Source organism: Colwellia sp. E2M01, from assembly GCF_018860585.1.
Lineage (GTDB): Bacteria > Pseudomonadota > Gammaproteobacteria > Enterobacterales > Alteromonadaceae > Colwellia.
Map to the genome: position 1 here is coordinate 29,462 of NZ_JAHKPR010000069.1, position 18,961 is coordinate 48,422.

The 18,961-nt window shown below is 36.2% G+C and carries 14 protein-coding genes; 7 read left to right on the forward strand and 7 right to left on the reverse strand.

From position 1 onward, the window contains the following. The first annotated feature begins 71 nt into the window (after positions 1 to 71). Positions 72 to 671, forward strand: a complete 600-nt coding sequence (locus KO502_RS13205) for an outer membrane protein assembly factor BamE (RefSeq protein ID WP_216023034.1) — start codon at positions 72 to 74, stop codon at positions 669 to 671. 193 nt (positions 672 to 864) lie between these two features. Here KO502_RS13205 and KO502_RS13210 read toward each other — a convergent pair whose 3' ends face one another. Beyond that, positions 865 to 1,338, reverse strand: a complete 474-nt coding sequence (locus KO502_RS13210) for a DUF2141 domain-containing protein (RefSeq protein WP_216023035.1) — start codon at positions 1,336 to 1,338, stop codon at positions 865 to 867. A gap of 74 nt (positions 1,339 to 1,412) precedes the next feature. On the opposite strand from KO502_RS13210, the gene KO502_RS13215 reads away from it, so the two are divergent. The 6 genes from KO502_RS13215 to KO502_RS13240 are packed head-to-tail and all read left to right on the forward strand — an operon-like array spanning position 1,413 to position 6,526. Beyond that, the gene (locus tag KO502_RS13215) at positions 1,413 to 2,369 is read left to right on the forward strand and encodes a dialkylrecorsinol condensing enzyme (RefSeq protein ID WP_216023036.1); all 957 of its coding nucleotides are present in this window, start codon (positions 1,413 to 1,415) and stop codon (positions 2,367 to 2,369) included. Between the two features lie 6 nt (positions 2,370 to 2,375). Next, complete coding sequence (locus KO502_RS13220) at positions 2,376 to 3,521, forward strand: beta-ketoacyl-ACP synthase III (RefSeq protein WP_216023037.1); 1,146 nt, start codon at positions 2,376 to 2,378, stop codon at positions 3,519 to 3,521. Positions 3,522 to 3,533: 12 nt separating this feature from the next. Continuing rightward, positions 3,534 to 3,938 (forward strand): helix-turn-helix domain-containing protein, encoded by a 405-nt coding sequence (locus tag KO502_RS13225; RefSeq protein WP_216023038.1) that lies wholly within the window; start codon positions 3,534 to 3,536, stop codon positions 3,936 to 3,938. Beyond that, positions 3,935 to 4,939: a BtrH N-terminal domain-containing protein gene (locus KO502_RS13230; RefSeq protein WP_216023039.1), complete on the forward strand. Its 1,005-nt coding sequence runs from the start codon at positions 3,935 to 3,937 to the stop codon at positions 4,937 to 4,939. Before KO502_RS13225 ends, KO502_RS13230 begins: the two co-directional genes overlap by 4 nt. A 3-nt stretch (positions 4,940 to 4,942) precedes the next feature. After that, positions 4,943 to 5,668, forward strand: coding sequence for a 3-ketoacyl-ACP reductase FabG2 (locus tag KO502_RS13235; protein WP_216023040.1), 726 nt, complete (start codon positions 4,943 to 4,945; stop codon positions 5,666 to 5,668). 36 nt (positions 5,669 to 5,704) lie between these two features. Then, positions 5,705 to 6,526: a MipA/OmpV family protein gene (locus tag KO502_RS13240; protein WP_216023041.1), complete on the forward strand. Its 822-nt coding sequence runs from the start codon at positions 5,705 to 5,707 to the stop codon at positions 6,524 to 6,526. Positions 6,527 to 6,713: 187 nt separating this feature from the next. On the opposite strand, the gene KO502_RS13245 is transcribed toward KO502_RS13240, so the two are convergent. The 6 genes from KO502_RS13245 to KO502_RS13270 all read right to left on the reverse strand — a co-directional run bounded on the left by KO502_RS13245 (position 6,714) and on the right by KO502_RS13270 (position 18,957). Next, positions 6,714 to 7,193, reverse strand: a complete 480-nt coding sequence (locus KO502_RS13245; protein ID WP_216023042.1) for a cytochrome c — start codon at positions 7,191 to 7,193, stop codon at positions 6,714 to 6,716. Positions 7,194 to 7,442: 249 nt separating this feature from the next. Continuing rightward, positions 7,443 to 8,453: a quinone-dependent dihydroorotate dehydrogenase gene (gene pyrD, locus KO502_RS13250; protein WP_216023043.1), complete on the reverse strand. Its 1,011-nt coding sequence runs from the start codon at positions 8,451 to 8,453 to the stop codon at positions 7,443 to 7,445. Between the two features lie 248 nt (positions 8,454 to 8,701). After that, on the reverse strand, positions 8,702 to 13,570 hold the full coding sequence (locus tag KO502_RS13255) for an NAD-glutamate dehydrogenase (RefSeq protein ID WP_216023044.1): 4,869 nt from the start codon (positions 13,568 to 13,570) through the stop codon (positions 8,702 to 8,704). 368 nt (positions 13,571 to 13,938) lie between these two features. After that, positions 13,939 to 16,254: an MMPL family transporter gene (locus KO502_RS13260; RefSeq protein WP_216023045.1), complete on the reverse strand. Its 2,316-nt coding sequence runs from the start codon at positions 16,252 to 16,254 to the stop codon at positions 13,939 to 13,941. Positions 16,255 to 16,346: 92 nt separating this feature from the next. Then, positions 16,347 to 17,381 (reverse strand): YCF48-related protein, encoded by a 1,035-nt coding sequence (locus KO502_RS13265; RefSeq protein ID WP_216023046.1) that lies wholly within the window; start codon positions 17,379 to 17,381, stop codon positions 16,347 to 16,349. 190 nt (positions 17,382 to 17,571) lie between these two features. Next, positions 17,572 to 18,957 (reverse strand): DUF1329 domain-containing protein, encoded by a 1,386-nt coding sequence (locus KO502_RS13270; protein WP_252730762.1) that lies wholly within the window; start codon positions 18,955 to 18,957, stop codon positions 17,572 to 17,574. Positions 18,958 to 18,961 lie beyond the last annotated feature (4 nt).

Consider the following 18,961-nt stretch of genomic DNA (forward strand, 5'->3'; position numbering starts at 1 on the left):
TATTTATTGCCAAAATAGCTACGGATAAAAAGCAAACAACAAACAAACACACATTATAAGGAATATAGTTCATGAAAAAATTTAAACTAAAAAATAGTATTAATACTGCAGTGTTGTCATTATTAGCTTCTAGCTTGGTTGCTTGTATGTCAACTTCAGAGACTTCCTCTGCTCCACAAGACCCAAACTTTACTGAAGGGGCTAAGGTTGTTGCTCTAGTAAATATACATGCTGATTATGCCAACAATCGTTTATATGCATTAAATTATCAAATGTCTAATTTAATCCCTATGTGTAGTGAGTTTGTTATTAAAGATATTGATGATAAAGAAATAGAAATATCATACCAAGGTAAAACCTATAATTACTTATGGGACAAACATACACGCTCTGCAGGACAATCTTTAGAACAAAACTTTAAAACGTTTTTTGGCGAACGTTGTGATAGCGATAAAGTTGCACAATTAAGTGCAATTGACCAAGAAGGTATTGAAAAAGGCACACCATTACTTGGTATGAGCAAAGAAGGTATTACCTATGCTATGGGTAAACCACCAATGCATGCAACACCTTCGCTAGATAACAATAGCTGGACTTATTGGGTAAATAGATGGTCAAGAAATATTCTAAAATTTGATAATGAAGGTAAGTTAGAAAGCATTATTAAATAGTTACGAGCCTTTAGTTTAACGCTAAAGTTAAACATTAAAGTGTATTAGTAATCATTATAAGGCAGTCCATTAATAATTGGGCTGCCTTTTTATTTCTAATGCTAAAGAGGACGCTAGTCATAGATACATAAACGTATCGTCATAACAAAGCCACTACTGACCACTTAAACTAAATATAACCTAACCTTTCTAATTATTTATTTCGTTTTTTTCTCGGTTTTTTATGCTTAAGGTTTATTGAGATAATAGTGTCTTGTGTTACGTTTATCACGCTGTCTTCAGGTGTTGGCTCTCCGCCAAACAAACTAGGATTATTTGAAAAACCTATCGGCTCAACAGGTATGTCACTTGATGACCTATCAAGAAAGCCATTATCGTTAAGATCTTGAAAAACTCTCAGTGCATATCGACCATTTTCTATATTAGAAAAGGTGAATTCAGCAATTCCTTGTTGATTTTCAGTACCTAAAAGAATTCTTTTTTTATCTATCAGTTGAGCTTGCATCCAATCCGTAGACTCAGCTTCTGCCAATAAAAACAACTCCATCATGATGACTTTATCTAATACTTCTACTTTTTTAATATTTACGGTTAATTCTGAGGAAAAAGCGAGATTTGAACATATTGCAACGCAGACAATAGAAATAATTGTGGTTAACTTAATCATGAGCTTGTTTTATTTAGAACTTATTTGGGTATAATACCCGACTTAAATTTATTGAGCAATTATGGTGGTTATTGGTGCGTAAAATCCTTGTTGTTAGCTACTCACAAACAGGTCAGTTAACTAAAGTTGTAGACTCTATAATAGAGCCAATACTTAATGATGAACACATTCAAGTTGACTCTCTGACTATTAAACCTAAAGTAAAGTACCCTTTTCCGTGGCCTTTTTTTAAATTCTTTCAAGTTATGCCTGAATCAGTTTATATGAAGAAGGTCGAATTAGATGCAAGTACCTTGGTTACCCGCTCGACAAAAAATACGACTAATCGAACCGATATAGAGAACAACGACTATGATTTAATTATTCTTTCATATCAAGTATGGTTTTTGTCTCCTTCACTACCTATATCGAGTTTTTTACAATCAGACCAAGCTAAAAAGCTTTTTCATAACACCCCTGTTATGACTGTTATTGGTTGTCGAGGTATGTGGCTTACAGCTCAAGAAAAGATGAAATCATTATTAACTAATTTACAGGCTAATTTAGTTGATAATATTGTCCTTACCGATGAATGCGGTGCTGGATTTAGTTTTTTAGCTACACCTTTATGGATGCTAACAGGTAAAAAGAAACCGTTATCTTGGGTTCCTCCAGCAGGTATTTCTGATCAAGAGATTACACAAGCACAACGGTTTGGAGAAGCGTTAAACCAAAGATTACTCAAAGATAGTAATATAATTGAAACCCCAGTAATGAAAGGTTTAGGTGCCGTAAAAATTAATGAAAAATTAATTTTTAGTGAAAAAATAGGCCACCGCAGCTTTAAAATATGGGGAAAGATTTTAATGTTACTCGGTCCTCAGAACTCTTTCCGACGATATACCGGGTTATTTTTTTATTCTATGTTTTTACTTGCATTAATTGTTACAATTGTACCAATTACTGCGCTAGTGATTAAATTAATAACCCCTCTTTTTAAGAAAAAAATAGCAAGACAGAAAGCCTATTACGCACAACCATCAGGAGAGTAAAGCACAATGGGAAAACGCGTTTTCATCAATAACATTTCAGCATTCTTACCAAACGAAAAAGTAAGCAATGCTGAAATGGAAGATATCATTGGAAAGATTTCAGGAAAGAAATCGAGAGCAAAATCGGTAATATTGCGTAGTAATGGTATAAAATCTCGTTATTATGCCATCGACAAAAACACTGGTGAATATAACTATACTAATGCATCTCTTGCTGCAGAAGCTGTTAGAGGCTTATTTGATAATGAAGCCGAATTAAATTCAGTTGATTGCTTAGTTGCAAGCACTTCTATGGCTGATCAAATAATGCCTAATCATGCTGTAATGGTACATGGCGAATTAAAAAACCCACCTTGTGAAGCTGTTTCTACCTCGGGGATTTGTTTATGTGGACTTACCGCCTTGAAATATGCTTTTTTAAATATTAAAGCCGGTGAAAGTAGTAAAAGTGTTGTTGTTGCCAGTGAAGTTGCTTCAAGCATAATGCGTTCTGAAAAATTTGAAGCAGAAACAGAATTTAAATTAACTCAATTAGATGAAAAGCCTGAAATAGCATTTGAAAAAGATTTTCTTCGTTGGATGTTATCAGATGGCGCTGGCTCAGCTTTATTATCAGACAAACCTAACAGCGAAGGATTATCACTTGAAATTAATTGGATAGAGACGTTATCTTTTGCTGATGAAATGGCTGCATGTATGTATGCTGGTGCTGAAAAAACAGATGGACACTTTCAAGGCTGGATGCGATTTACTGACGAAGAGCGTTCGCAACAATCAATTATGTCGGTAAAGCAAGATGTAAAACTTTTAAACGATAACATTGTAGCCGTCACCGTAGAAAAAGCCTTATCCAAAATAAAAACAAAACGTGATATAAAACCAGAAGATTACACTTATTTTCTACCACATTATTCATCGCAGTATTTTAGAGAAAAGCTTTACGCAGGATTAGAAAACATTAACTTTAGTATTCCTTATGAGAAGTGGTTTACTAATCTAACGCAGAAAGGAAATACGGGTTCAGCTTCTATTTTTATTATCCTTGAGGAGCTTTTCAATTCAGGGCAATTAAAGCCTGGGGATAAATTACTGTGTTATGTTCCTGAAAGTGGCCGTTTTTCAAGTGGTTTTATGCAACTAACAGTATCGTAAGAGCAACATATTATGAAAAAAGATCAAGTACCTCAAGATAGCTGTAAATCCTATGATGGCCATAAAAAGCTTATTTATGCCGTTGACGATACAGGACATTATCAAGGTGTACAGTCTTCAGGCTGGGAAGTTGAAGGTTTTGCCACAGAAATGGCTGTTCAACAACTAGATGAACAATTAAATGAAATGAAAGTGGCTTTAATTGCAGGTAAAGTTTCACCTATTGCTTATTATTTACCATTTTTTCGATTTGACTTAATGTCTCTTGCTCATGCAACGGGCTTTTTTCAATGGCAAATTAAACGTCATATGAAAACAGATGTTTTTGCTAAGTTGTCTGTTAAAAAACTCAATAAATATTGTGAAGCGTTTAACGTTTCATTAGAAGATTTAAAGCAACCGGTTATTAAAGAATGAATGTGATTGAAAATAATATAAACCATCAGCAATCATCACACTGTGAATCAGGTGTGGTTGCAAACATGCTCAACTCTCAAGGAATGAATCTGTCTGAACCTATGGTCTTTGGATTATCTTCTGCACTTACTTTTGTATACTTACCTATGATAAAAGTTGGCGGGCTCCCCTTGATTGCCTACAGAATGCCGCCTAAATCAATTATTTCTGCCGTGTGTAAAAAATTAAACGTGAAAATGAATTCACAAAAATTCTCTACCCCTGAAGCAGGCATGAAAGCATTAGATAAAGCATTAAGTGAAGGCAAATTAGTCGGCTTGCAAACCTCTGTTTACTGGTTACCTTATTTCCCTGAAGATATGCGATTTCAATTTAACGCACATAACTTAACGGTTTATGGTAAAAATGAGCAAGGTGATTATTTAATTAGTGACCCTGTTTTTGAAGACGTTGTTACCTGCCCTGCTGAAGATTTAAAACGAGCACGTTTCGCCAAAGGTGTATTGGCTTCTAAGGGCTTAATGTACGAAATGACATTACCTACATCACCTGTTGAACTAGAGCCTCAGATCAGAGCAAGCATTAAAAAAACAGCTAAAATGATGAATGGTCTTATATTGCCTTTTTTCGGAACGAAAGGTGTTAGGCACCTAGCCAAAAAAATTAGAACACTCAAAAGCAAACCGCAAAAAGAAGCCGCTTTATTCTTAGGTAACATAGTAAGAATGCAAGAAGAGATTGGTACTGGTGGCGCGGGGTTCCGTTTTATGTATGCAAGCTTTTTAGATGAAGCAGCAACAATATTGGATGATAAAGCGTTATTCGAATTATCAAAATTCACTACTGAAATTGGTGATTTATGGCGTGAATTTGCAATGAAATCAGTATTATTTTGTAAAAAAAGAAAGAATGTATCAATAGATGATGTTGCTGCTAGCCTTGAAGTATGTGCCGATCAAGAAGCTATATTGCGTACAAAATTATTACAATGGAGTAAATAAGATATGAATCGCAACGTACTGGTAACAGGTTCAAGCAAAGGTATTGGTAAAGCTATTGCAATAAAATTAGCTGACATGGGCTTTAACATTTGCTTGCATTGCCGATCTGATCTTAGCAGCGCTCAACAAGTGGCTGATGAAATTACAGCTAAAGGCGTAAAAGCGACTATTGTACAGTTTGATGCTAGCGACAGAGAAGCAACCAAACAAGTACTTGAAGCGTATATTGCCGAACATGGTAGTTTTTATGGCATTGTTTGTAATGCAGGGATTTCTGCTGACACCGCTTTTCCGGCAATGACAGATAACGAGTGGGATCGTGTAATTCATACCAATTTAGATGGTTTTTATAATGTGCTCCATCCTTTAGTAATGCCAATGGTAAGTGCCAGAAAAGGCGGCCGTATTATTACGATTTCATCGCTATCAGGTGAAGTGGGTAATCGCGGACAAGTTAACTACAGTGCATCAAAAGCAGGGATTATTGGCGCAACAAAAGCCTTAGCTCTTGAGCTTGCTAAACGAAAAATCACCGTAAATTGTGTTGCGCCTGGCTTAATAGAAACTGAAATGACTGACGATCTTCCCGTTGCTGATTTAAAAAATATGATCCCATTGAGAAGAATGGGTAAACCTGAAGAAGTCGCAAGTGCCGTGGCCTTTTTAATTTCTGATGGTGCAAGTTATGTGACAAGACAAGTTATTTCAGTTAACGGTGGCATAGCTTAGCAGTTGGAAACTATCAAGCTCTTCATCGTATTTTTAATGTTTGCTGCTCAAAGTAGCTCAGCAACCGAAGAAAAATACTCAAAAGATTATCAAGCTACTAAACGCCCTGCCGATTATTCAATCGGTATGGGAGTATCAATGATGTCTATTCCTGACTATATTGGCTCAGATCAATCACAGTTTTATATCGTTCCAACCCCTTATGTTTTTTACGAAAGCGATACGGTTGTTATTGATAGAAGTGTGTTTGAAGGTAACTTATTTAATCAAAAAAACTGGCATTTAACCCTAGATGCTTCCGGCTCCATTCCTGTTGATAGTGATGATAATGAAGCTAGAAAAGGTATGGATGATTTGAATTGGGTTGGTGAATTAGGGCCATCGCTAGAATATTATTTTGTTGGTGATAACCGCTCACAAAATCGCACTTATCTTGATTTTTCTATACGAAAAGCAATTAATACGGATTTTAGAAAAATATCAGATACAGGTTGGACTGGACAATTTAGTTTAAATAATAAATATCAATTTAGATCAGGCGTGGCTCGAGGAGAGACAATTGTTGATAGCTCAATTGCCTTATTATTTCATTCAGATAAATATGCACAATATTTCTATGCTATTCCTACAGACAAAGCAACAATAACGAGAGAGGCATATAACGCTCAAGGTGGTTACGCCGGCGCCAGGTTATCTTTAGGTGCAACATGGAAAAGAGAACATATTTGGATAGGCTTATTCTCACGTTATACCTATTTAGGTAATGCTTCATTCGAAAATAGCCCCTTGGTACGTTCGAATAACAATTTATTAGTGGGGATCTCTATCGCATATATATTTTTAAATAGCGATTACTAGTTTTAACTAATCACTAAAGGTAAAACTAAGATCTAAAACTAAGATCTAAAACTAAGCTCTAAGCGCTAATAAGTCTCCAATCTATTTTTTAATAGTTGCTTTAAAAGTTACGCTTTATCAAGAATAATTAGTTAAAAAAAAGCCTTAGAAGTATCTCTAAGGCTTTTTATAGATTAACAATTAATAGCTAGTCTTTCTTAAAGTCATCGTGACAACCGCCACATGTTTTCCCAACACCGCCAATCGCTTTTTTAATCGCACCTTCATCATTAGATTTTGCAGCAACAACTAATGCTGCAGATGCAGTCGTTAAGTTTTCAATAGCTTTACTAAAGTGTTCTGCTTCTTGCCAAATTTTAGGTAACGCTTCTGTTTTAACATCAAATTTTGATGTGTCAGTACGCATATAGTCAGCGAGCATTAAAGATAGCTGATTAATGCGTGTAGCATTAGTTTCAACAGCTTCGGCGTTCATAGGTGCTTTACCTTTAGCCATTGCACCTAATGGTCCCATATTGCTACCTAGTAATTTAAAGATAGATTGGCGTAATTCTGTCGCTTTAGCTGCTTGTTTTTCTGAACTGGCAGGTTGCGCCATACTTGTTGTAGCAACAACTAAAGTGGTTGAAGCAGCAATGGCTAAAATACTCTTTGTTATGAATTTCATGTCTTTACTCTCTCTTAAATAAATTATTGTCTATATCGTTATTTTGCTATAGCAACGTAACTTTATTTAACTTAATACAAACAATATAGCTGTTAACTATCAGGACGATAAGTACAAGTTATAACAAACCTGAAGCTAATTTCATACTGCTAATTTCATCAGCTTTACTTGCTCTCTTTAAATTTTAAGCGTATTAACGAATAAAAAGCTTAAAATAATACTCATAGCTATATTCAAATAAGTATTCAATTATAAACCGTTAACAATTTCTTTAACTAACGGCGGACCTTGATAAATAAACCCCGTATAAACTTGTACTAAGCTAGCACCCGCTTGTATCTTCTCGTTAGCATCAAGGCTTGATGCTATGCCACCGACACCGATTATTGGTAATTTATTATCAAGGGCTTCACTTAGTAATTTAATCACTTGTGTACTTTTGTCTTTAACCGGTTGCCCACTTAAGCCACCTTGCTCACCACCAAATTCAAGGTCTTCAACACCTTCACGTGATAATGTGGTATTGGTAGCAATCACTCCATCTATTTCATTATCTATTAACGATTGAGCAATAGAGTTAACTTCTTCTGCGCTTAGATCTGGGGCGATTTTCACGGCAAGAGGAATATATTTTCCATATTTTTCAGCAAGCACCTTTTGCTCAGCTTTTAATGCGGATAATAATTCATCTAACGCTTCACCGTATTGTAACGAGCGTAATCCAGGCGTGTTTGGCGAAGAAATATTAACAGTAATATAAGTCGCTAAGTCGTACACTTTACGCATGCAGTGTAAATAATCATCTTTAGCATTTTCTTCTGGTGTATCTTTATTTTTACCTATATTAATACCTAAAACACCTTTAAAGTTTGCCGCTTGTACTTGCGAAACTAAGTAGTCTACGCCTTTGTTATTAAATCCCATACGATTAATAACGGCATTAGCTTCAGGTAATCTAAAAATACGCGGTTTATCATTACCCGGTTGTGGCCTAGGCGTAATAGTACCTACTTCAACAAAACCAAAACCCATAGCCGCAAATGCGTTAATACATTCACCGTTTTTATCAAGACCTGCTGCTAAGCCAACTGGATTAGGGAAGTTAATGCCCATTACGTTAACGGGTTTGTCTTGAACTTGTTGCTTATAAAAAAAGTTGAGTGGTGATTTACCGGTGTTTTTTAAACTTTTAATGGTTAGTTCATGAATTGTTTCAGGATCAAACTGAAAAAGTACTTTTCGAATAGCTGGATAAAACATAATGTCTCGGCTTTGTTAATTGGATATAAACCAAGTCTGCTTAGAGTTGGCATTGGTTTTAGCTTCGATTATACCAAGTGTATTAGTAAAAAATCCCCGCAATGCAGGGATTTTACCAGTTAACAGTAGCATTACAATAAGGCTAAGTTATTTTGCCCGTAATAACTTATTGATTTATCCATAGGGTAAGTGAAAACCTTAATTACCAAGTAAAATCGGACCTTCCCAACTTAATTTTAATCCACCAATTACTTACTCGTCGCTATAGGCTCGCAATTTAAGCTTAATAACATTAATTCTCTTAACCCCACAGAAAATTTAGCAAAATCATGTGACTGTCCGATTTTAAAGTCTGCCAAAATGTGTTTCCAGCGTTCAAGCGGTTGTTTATTAGTAATTATCCAGTCATCAATTAAATTATCTAGGTTAGTAAACTGTTCAACACATTGACAACGTAACACCACCGAGGTTAGCGAACGTTGTTGCCAGTCCAACTCTTCTCTAAATGATGCTCTGGCAAGTGCTTGCCAATGATTTGCCACAGGTTGACGGGTTATTTGATCTAAAAACCAATGTAAATCTAAACGCGCTCCCAATTTAAAGTACAAGCTCGCGGTTTGTTCAACCGTACAATTATTTTCCCGGGTAGTTTCGGCAATATCCATCGTTGAAAATAACCTACTTAATTGAGAAATACGTGTCGCAATAGCTTTTGGTACTCCTTCGTTAGTTAAATCATTAACGACTCTAGTTAAGACTTCTGTTTCTTCAGCAACCATAAAATTCGATAAATTAGTCGCCAGTACAGTGAAAGTCGGTTGATACAAAGCGATTGAGTCTGCAAGCGATAGTGATTTATTACGATGGCGAAGAAACCAACGCGTTGCTCGTCTCACCGTTCGACGGTACTGAAATAACATCTCGGTTTGAATAGCCGTGGTCGTTTGATTATCGAGTACTACAATTTGTTTCCAAAAATCAGCTAATTCAAAAACCGCACTTGCTACAGTATAGCAGTTTGCTATCTCGGTAACGCTAGCGCCTGTTTCTTCTTGCATACGATTAACAAAATTAAAGCCCATATCATTACCTATTTTATTGGCAAGTTTGGTGGCTATAATTTCGGCGCGTAATGGATGTGATTGCATTTCATGTTGGTACTTTTTACGTAATTGCGCGGGAAAGGCGGCAACAAGTAAGTTGTTATGATAAGAGTTGTCAGTTATTTCAACATCAACTAAATCATCTTTAAGCACCATTTTACTGTAAGCAAGTAATACCGCTAATTCAGGACGTGTTAATCCCTTACCTTGCGCTAATCTGTCAGCAATTTCATCATCATCAGGTATAAATTCTAAGGATCTATTTAATTTTCCCGAGCGCTCAAGTTCATGTATAAAACGAACTTGTTCTTTTAATTGATTAACACCACGCATCGCGGTAATAGATAATGAATGAGTTTGACGATAACAATCGTCAATAACAATGTCACCAACCTCCTCTGTCATATCGTACAATAACTGATTGCGTTGCTTAACGGTTAAATCGCCTTTTTGTACTAAGGTATTCAGTAATATTTTTATATTTACTTCATTATCTGAACAATCAACCCCTCCCGCATTATCTACCGCATCGGTGTTAATCCGACCACCTTTTGCTGCGTATTCAATTCGCCCTAGTTGGGTAAAGCCTAAATTCCCGCCCTCTCCTACAACTTTTGCTTGTAGATCAGCGCCGTTTATTCTCAAGCTATCATTAGCTCTATCGCCAACTTCTAAATGCGTTTCTTTTGAGCCTTTTACGTAGGTACCAATGCCGCCATTCCAAAGTAGGTCTACTTTCATACTTAATAATGCTTGCATTAAATCGGTAGGCGCCATGCTTTGTTTTTGTGTGCTCAACATTTTTTTAATTTCAGGTGATAATTTAATAGATTTAACATGACGGCTAAATACCCCACCACCTGATGAAATAAGTGTTTTGTTGTAATCCTCCCACGAGCAACCGGGTAAATTAAATAAGCGCTGTCGCTCTTTATATGAGCTATCAGTCTCAGGGTTAGGATCAATAAAAATATGCATATGGTTAAAGGCTGCTTGTAAACGAGTATGTTTTGATAACAACATGCCATTGCCAAAAACATCACCCGCCATATCTCCTATAGCAAGACAGGTAAAATCTGTTGCTTGGCAATCTATATCCATTTCTCTAAAGTGCCGTTTTACTGATTCCCAAGCGCCTTTAGCAGTTATTCCCATCGCTTTATGGTCATAACCAACACTACCGCCTGAGGCAAAAGCATCGCCTAACCAGAAGTTATATTCCTCAGAAATAGCATTGGCAACATCTGAAAAAGTTGCAGTGCCCTTATCTGCTGCAACCACTAAATAGGCATCATCTTCATCTAAACGTACCACACCTTTAGGTGGCACAATTTCGCCATCAACAATATTGTCGGTGATATCTAATAAGGCGCGAATAAATGTACGATAGCATGCTTTACCTGCTTCAAATATCTCTTCTCGTGAGCCATTAGGCAGTTGTTTACAAACAAAGCCGCCCTTAGCGCCTACAGGAACAATAACCGTGTTTTTAACTTGCTGCGCCTTTACCAAGCCCAACACTTCAGTGCGAAAATCTTCACTTCTGTCAGACCAACGCAAACCGCCACGCGCCACCTTACCGCCACGTAAATGTACACCTTCAATTTGTGGTGAATACACAAAGATTTCAAATTTAGGCATAGGTAGCGGCATTTCACTGATTTTTTCTGGTTGAATTTTAAATGAAATATATGATTTATAATTTTTATTACTGTCTTTTTGAAAGTAATTTGTTCTGATTATGGCATTGGTTATTTCAACAAAACGTCTGATAATACGATCATCATCAAGATTAACAACATCATCCAGTGAGCCTTCAATATCCACTAAAAGTTTACTTATTAACTTGTCTTTACCGGCGGCTGTTGATTTATTCTCAGGATTAAATCGATGAATAAAAAGATCGATTAATAGCTTTGCAATATCAGGATAGCGAGCAAAAGTATTTTCAATATAGTTTTGACTAAAGCGGCCTGCTATTTGTCGTTCATATTTAGCAAAAGCACGCAAAATAGATACTGCACGACCTTCAATACCGGCTCCTAGGATTAAGCGATTAAAACCATCATCTTCTAAATCACCCTGCCATACTTTGGCAAAAGCATCTTGAAATAGTAGCCTGACTTTGGATATATCAAATGGGCCTTCACTTATTAACGACATAGAAAAGTCGTGGATCCAACACATTTCTTGCTCATTTGTTTTGATCGCATACGGGCTTTCGCCGATAACACGTAAACCAAAGTTTTCTAATATGGGTAATACCGTACTCAAATGAATAGGAGAGCCTTTATGAAACAGTTTTAACTTAACTAAGTGACTATCTACTTTTTCTTCCAGTGATTGGTAAAAAAGCATACCTAAACCATACTTAACATTAAGCTTTTCAAATTGTTCTATATCCGCAATAGCTGAGCCTGGTAGTACATCATCTTTATAAGATTCGGGGAATTTAATATATTTTCGGCTTAATTTTTTAGCTTCGCTTTCGCCATAATTAGCATTTAATGCGCTAGCTAATTTGTCATCCCAAGTACGCGCGGCTTCATTTAAGTCACTTTCAATTTCTTTGATATTAATATCAGCTTTAGTCGAGTTAACGCGAACAATATAGTGCGTTCTTGCATGCACAGACTCAGAAAAAAAGGTTGTAAACTCTACCTCTTGTTGGCTGTTAAAGGCGGTTTTCAATAAAGCTTGCGTTTCCATACGCAGCTTTGTGTTATAGCGCTCTCTTGGTACATACACCATACAAGAATAGAAACGGTCAAATACATCCCGGCGAACAAATAATCCGGTATAATCACGCTCTTGCATTTGTAAAATACCCATAACATTGTGCAGTAACTCTTCAACTGTCGATTGTAATATTTCATCCCTTGGGTAAGTTTCTAATATATTAATCAGTGTTTTGTAATGATGGGTGCCGGTTGAATAAGGTGATGTTGTACACACAGCATTAACTTTTGTATTGATTAGAGGTAAATCTAGGGCGCTGTTCGTGTAATAAGAAGAACCAAATAGCCCGATAAAACGATGTTCTCCTATGATTCCACCTTTATTATCAAAGCGTTTCACTCCGATATAGTCTAATTGTGCAGGCCTATGTACACGCGATTTTGTATTGGTTTTAGTCAGAATTAGGTGATTATCTCCTAATGCAACATCACGACCTGCCTCATTTAATTTAGATAGTAATCTGGGTTGAGATATGGGCGAATTTTTCATTAAACCCAAGCTAGAGTTAGGATCACCTTCTAATGAAATATCGCCTTTAACCGCTTTTACATCATAATAACGATACCCCATTAAGGTAAAATTATTCATAGACATCCAGTTTAAAAAGCTAAGTGTGTCATCTTTAGCTGCTTTAGTTCCTGGTAGTTTTCCTTTTCTAACCTCCTCAATAACGTTCATTAAACAAGATAACATTGGCTGCCAATCATTCACGGTTAACTTAATATCTCCAACAACCGATAATAAATTACTTTTAATAACATCTAATTCATCCTGTTGAGATTGCCTGTCTATTTCAATTAAAAAAACCGTTTCATTTGAACTGATTTTACTTTTCTTACTTTCAATAGCTGATAATTCAATAATATCTAACGTCTTATCACGTACTATATTAATGGGGCTATTTAACATTAAATGGGGCGATAAACCTAAACGGTTAAGTGCAATACCAACCGAGTCGACTAAAAATGGCATATCCTCAATAATTATTTCAATAATTGTATGGCTAGACTTCCAACCATTCTGGCTAACAGAAGGATTAAATACATTTATAATGGGGGTGTTATGCGTATGTTTGTTTAAAGACCCCCACAAACCTAAAGCGGCGCCATACATATCACTATCGTTTCGATTTTCTAAATCGAATGACGACATATTGCTATAAAGTAACTCCGCAAATTTAGCGATTAATGACGCAGTGTTATTAGTGACTTTTTGATGAATGAGCTTAGTAACGTTACTGATAATTACCGATGATGAGCCGTTTGCTAATACCATAAATATTTCCTTTACTTTGAAAAAGAAAGTAAAAATAACCTGTTGTTAGTATTAACAAAACGTCATATTAAACTAACACCAAGTGATCAGTGCCGTCTTTCAGTATTATTCTTAATTGCCTATCTATTAGAGTAGACTATTAAAAAAGTTTTATGACAATTTTTGCTTTTTAAGTCTTTGTAATTAAATATTAATGAAATTGATTCTAGTTATTTTTTGTTGATTTATGTACAGCGAGTAATACCTTAAAAATAATAAGCTCATCTGTGCAGTCAAAAAAAGGCTTAATAAGATACTTTTCATCTTATTAAGCCCTTTAATACACTGTTATTCTTTATTTTAGAAATTAATATTCACACCTTACTTGTTTATTCTTTACGCTTTTTATCACGCCATAAAAAAGCTGATAGTGCAGGTAAAATAATAATGGCTGCTAACATATTAACCAAGAACATAAAGGTTAGTAATATGCCCATATCTACCTGAAATTTCAATGTAGAAAAGAACCACGTAGAAACGCCAATAGCTAAGGTTAAGCCAGTAATGAGTACAGCACTACCTCGCTCTTTTAATGCGGTAAGGTATGCTTCATGCACATTCATTCCTGATTGAAGTTTATTGCTCATAGTAGAGAGTATATAAATGCCGTAATCAACACCAATACCAACACCTAATGCGATTACCGGTAAAGTAGAAACCGTTAAGCCAATATCAAGTACCGTCATTAACCATTGCGCTAACGTCGACACAACATACAAAGGTAAAACTACAACTAAAGTGGCTCGCACGCTTCTAAAGCTAATTAAACATAGCGCGATAACAGCGCCGTAAACATACATTATCATAGGAAGCTGCGCTTCAGCTACGGCTTCATTCGTTGCCGCCATAACCCCTACAGGACCAGAAGCTAAGGTAAACTTCATATGTTCACTTTCTAAATCAACCGCCGCGGCTTTTACCGCAGCAACCACTGTATCTATAGTATGAGCTTTATGATCTTCTAAAAATAAGATCACTGGCATAACACTACAATCATTATTAAGTAAGCCACTTGAAGAAGGCACTCGTGCAATTGATTGAACAAGCGTTTGCTGATTGCGAGGAATAACGCGCCACTTAGGGTTACCTTCGTTATAACCGGCATTAACTACCTTAGATATTGAAGATAAGCTGACTGCAGATTGAACACCTGGTACGTTTTCCATAGTCCACTGAAAACGATCCATGGTCGACATTATATCGTAAGATGTACAAGCGTCAGCGTTGGTCTCAACAATGACTGACATATAGTCAACACTGATCGCATACCTGTCAGTAATTAAAAAAGTATCTTGATTGTAACGTGATGATTCATGTAATGCAGGTGCTCCCGCATGTAGTTCTCCAATTTTAAGGCCTTGTCCTTGGTAAAAGCCTACAACAAATAAAATAGCGGTAACAATGAGAATAACTCTGGCACGTGGTTTTTTAGCGAAGCTAGAGATAAAAATCCAAAAAGTACTATCTTCACTGAGTACACCAACTTTAGCATTCGCTTTTATTTTAGTGTAAGAAAGTAAGATAGGTAATAAAATAAGATTGGTTAAAATGATCATCGCTACACCAATTGAGGCAGTAATAGCTAGCTCTTTAATAATACCAATATCAATTGACAATAAGGTTAAAAAACCAACCGTATCAGATAATAAAGCAACACCTCCCGGAATTAATAAAGCTCTAAAACTTGCTTGTGATGCTGCTGCTGCGGTTAAACCAGTGGCAACTTTTTTAACCACTGAATTAATCATTTGCACACCATGGCTGACACCAATAGCAAACACCAGAAATGGGATTAAAATTGACATGGGATCTAAACCAAACCCTAGGGTTGATAACATTCCCATTTGCCAAATAACCGCAATCAATGAACAAGCAATTGGTAACAATGTTAAACGGATAGAATGACTAAAGATATATACCATTACTGCTGTTATAGCGATAGCGATAGCAAAAAAGAGCACAACGCCCTTCGCACCTTCGGCAACATCACCAACCATTTTTGTAAAACCAATAATATGCACACTAATATTATTGGTTTCAAAAGATTGACGAATGTCTTGCTCTAACGTTTGTGCTAATTCAAGAGTATCTAGCTTATCTCCTGTATCAGGATTAAATTCTAGTAACGCTGTTTTTACCATGGCGCAACTGTAATCATCGGCAACCATACTGCCAACAATCCCTGCTTTTTCGATATTCGCTTTAACAACACCTAAACCTTGCGCTGTGGGTTGGAAGTCTGCAGGAATAACAGGACCACCAGCAAAACCATCTTCTACCACTTCAACAAAACGAGTACTAGGCGAGAATAGTGATTTAACCTGTGTTCGATCTACCCCTGGAATAAAAAACAGTTTGTCGTGAACACCTTTTAAGCCGTTAAAAAATTCATCATTAAATATATCGCCTCGACTATCACAAACCGAAATTAAAATATTATTTGCACCACCAAAGTTAGCCCTATGCTTTAAATAGGTTTTCATATAACTGTGATTGAGCGGAATGTTTTTTGTAAAAGACGCATCAAGCTTTATTTGTGTTGCTTGAAACATAAAAAAGACACTGGCAAGCACAAATAGTAATAAAACTAATAACTTATGGCGAAAAAGAGCCATTTCGATGTGGCTAGCGATAGATATTTTCATATTGATAAATCTTCAATAATTAAAGTGAATGACGATATGTTTTTTGAATTTAGATGTTATTTAGCTTGTTGGTCGCTCGTGACTTAGCAGTTTTAGTTGCTAGGTAATGCAACCACTTTTATCCCTACGTCTGATACCGTGACAAGTTTATTTTTAAACCAAACACCGGCAATCAATGTTTTGCCATCTTTTTGAGGGTGTTTAGTAAAGCTAACACCGTCATCTGTACTTATAAGTAACATACCATTATTCCCTAATATGAAAATACGTTCATCATCAGACAATACAATGTCATTTAATAATACTGTAGTGTTGGTTGCAACTTCCTGCCAGTTTGCATCTTCGCCATTACGGCTAAAAACATGTCCGCGTAAACCCGCAACTAATAGATGATTTTTATTGATAGATGCCAGCGTAAAAAACGAGCCTTGATAAAATTGTTCAAATGGTTGCCAAGTACGCCCAAAGTCATCACTTTGCGCTAATAAACCCATTTCACCTATTAAGAATAAGTTATCGCCTTCAGCCACTAAAGTATTAAAGTGAGGTAAAATAAAAGCAATCTCATCTAAATAAGCTGCTTCGTCTTCTTGTTTTAATTCATTAATATATTCAACATCATCACTTAAAAGAAAAGCTTGATGAAACTCACTCTGCCAAGTTAAACCACCATCCTTAGTACGAAAAAATTGCCCATAAGCACCAATAGCAACGCCTTCTTTAGCGTTTTTAAAAAACACATCAAACAGTGGTTTTTCTAATAAAGGGAGGTATTGCTGTATTTGCCAATTAAGACCACCATCGCTGCTGTACAATATAGTTGCATCATGGCCAACAGCCCAACCTAATTTGTCATTTAGAAAATATACCGCTGTTAACGTTGCTTGAACTGGTACATTAACTTGTTGCCAATTTTCCCCGTCACTTGATACTAAAATATTGCCGTGTTCGCCAACCGCGACTAATCTATCAGTACCAACGGGGGATATATCTAATAATAAAGACTTAGCCGCTAATGGAGACTTTGTTGCAGGGGATGGCATAACAGCACTATTTTGTTTAGCGCTTAGTGCGGTAATAGAAGAAAGGAAAATACAAAAAACGGCTACACAAGTAATTATGCGCATAATTCTACTCTTATGGTTTACTGAAATATTTATCTAAATCGGTTTAAGCTAACCGTAACGTAAGCTAAACCTACTTAGATTGAATCTGCTTAGGTTAACATGATTAAAATGAACTAGTGAATATGAAATAATTTTTATGAAACAGGCTATATAAAAATGGCTGACATCGTCAGCCATTTTAACTCAGTAATTATCTACGGCCATCGCGTCTTAACGCCGCAGGTGTATAGTCGCCTTCATCCAACTTAGTCTTAAAGTCATACATATCAGCCTCGTTGTCTAAGCCTAAAGCAATATAACGTCTTGACTGAAGATCGTGAAATACATCAAGTGTTGACCAAAGAGTTGGTACTTCATAATAATTTACGGTATGCGAAATACCAACGCGATAGAGTTCATCACGGTTATCATAAATATCTGTCGCTGCTACTTGCCAACTGTCTTCATCTATATAGAAAACACGTTTTTTGTATATATGACGCATCCCTTCTTTAAGATTTGCTTCAACAACCCAAACACGGTGTTTTTCATAACGTACTAAATCAGGGTTAATGTGACCTGCATGTAAAATGTCATCATATTTTAATTTATCACTGTGAAGTCGATAATCATTATAAGGGATCAATAACTCTTGTTTGCCTATTAATGTCCAGTTATAACGATTTGGTGCTCCGTTATACATATCAAAATCATCAGTTGTTCTTAATCCATCTGACGCTGTACCCGGTGCATCATAAGCAACATTAGGTGCGCGACGTACACGGCGTTGTCCTGTATTATATACCCAAGCTTGACGTGGTGTCTTAACCTGATCCATGGTTTCATGAACAAGTAAGGCCGAGCCAGCTAAGCGTGCAGGCTCTGTGACTTTTTGTTTAAACTTAAATAAAATATTTGATTCTTCAAGCTCTGTCGGTGAAGCTCCTTTAATATTATAAGGCAATATTAAAGATTCATCTAACCCCACATAAGTATAGCTACCTGATGCTGTTGGTGCTGCTTGACCAGCCTCTCGAATAACACTTTCACCACGGTAACGTAACGAATGATTCCAGATAGCTTCTAAACCATTTTCAGGAATAGGAAATGGAATACCAACAGCCGCTTGCTTTAAACCATTACCACCTTCATTTAATGTTGCTCTAGTTGCATTATCAAGCACTGCTTGATAAACAAAATCAGGATATGAAGCACTGCGGTGTGTCTTATAAATATTCATTTTGAAGGTTTCAGGGTATGTCTCAAATAATTTAATTTGCCCTGGTGTTAATACGTTTTTATATTTAGAAACATTTTTAGCGGTGATAGTAAATTCTATTTTATCATCAGGGTAAGGATCAAGGTGATGGTCACCTACTTCATATCCTGCTGGAGGCTTAGTGATACCGCCAGTCCAAGCCGGAATTGAACCATCTTTGTTACCTGCACGCTCTGCACCTAAAGGTGTTAAGTCTGTTGATAACCTTGCTGCTTGCTCTGCTGTTATTTTAGCAAAAGCGCTCGTTGATGTACTTAACGATACTGCCATAGTAATGGCTACTGATAATACTGTGACTTTATTCATGTTATTTCTCATGAGT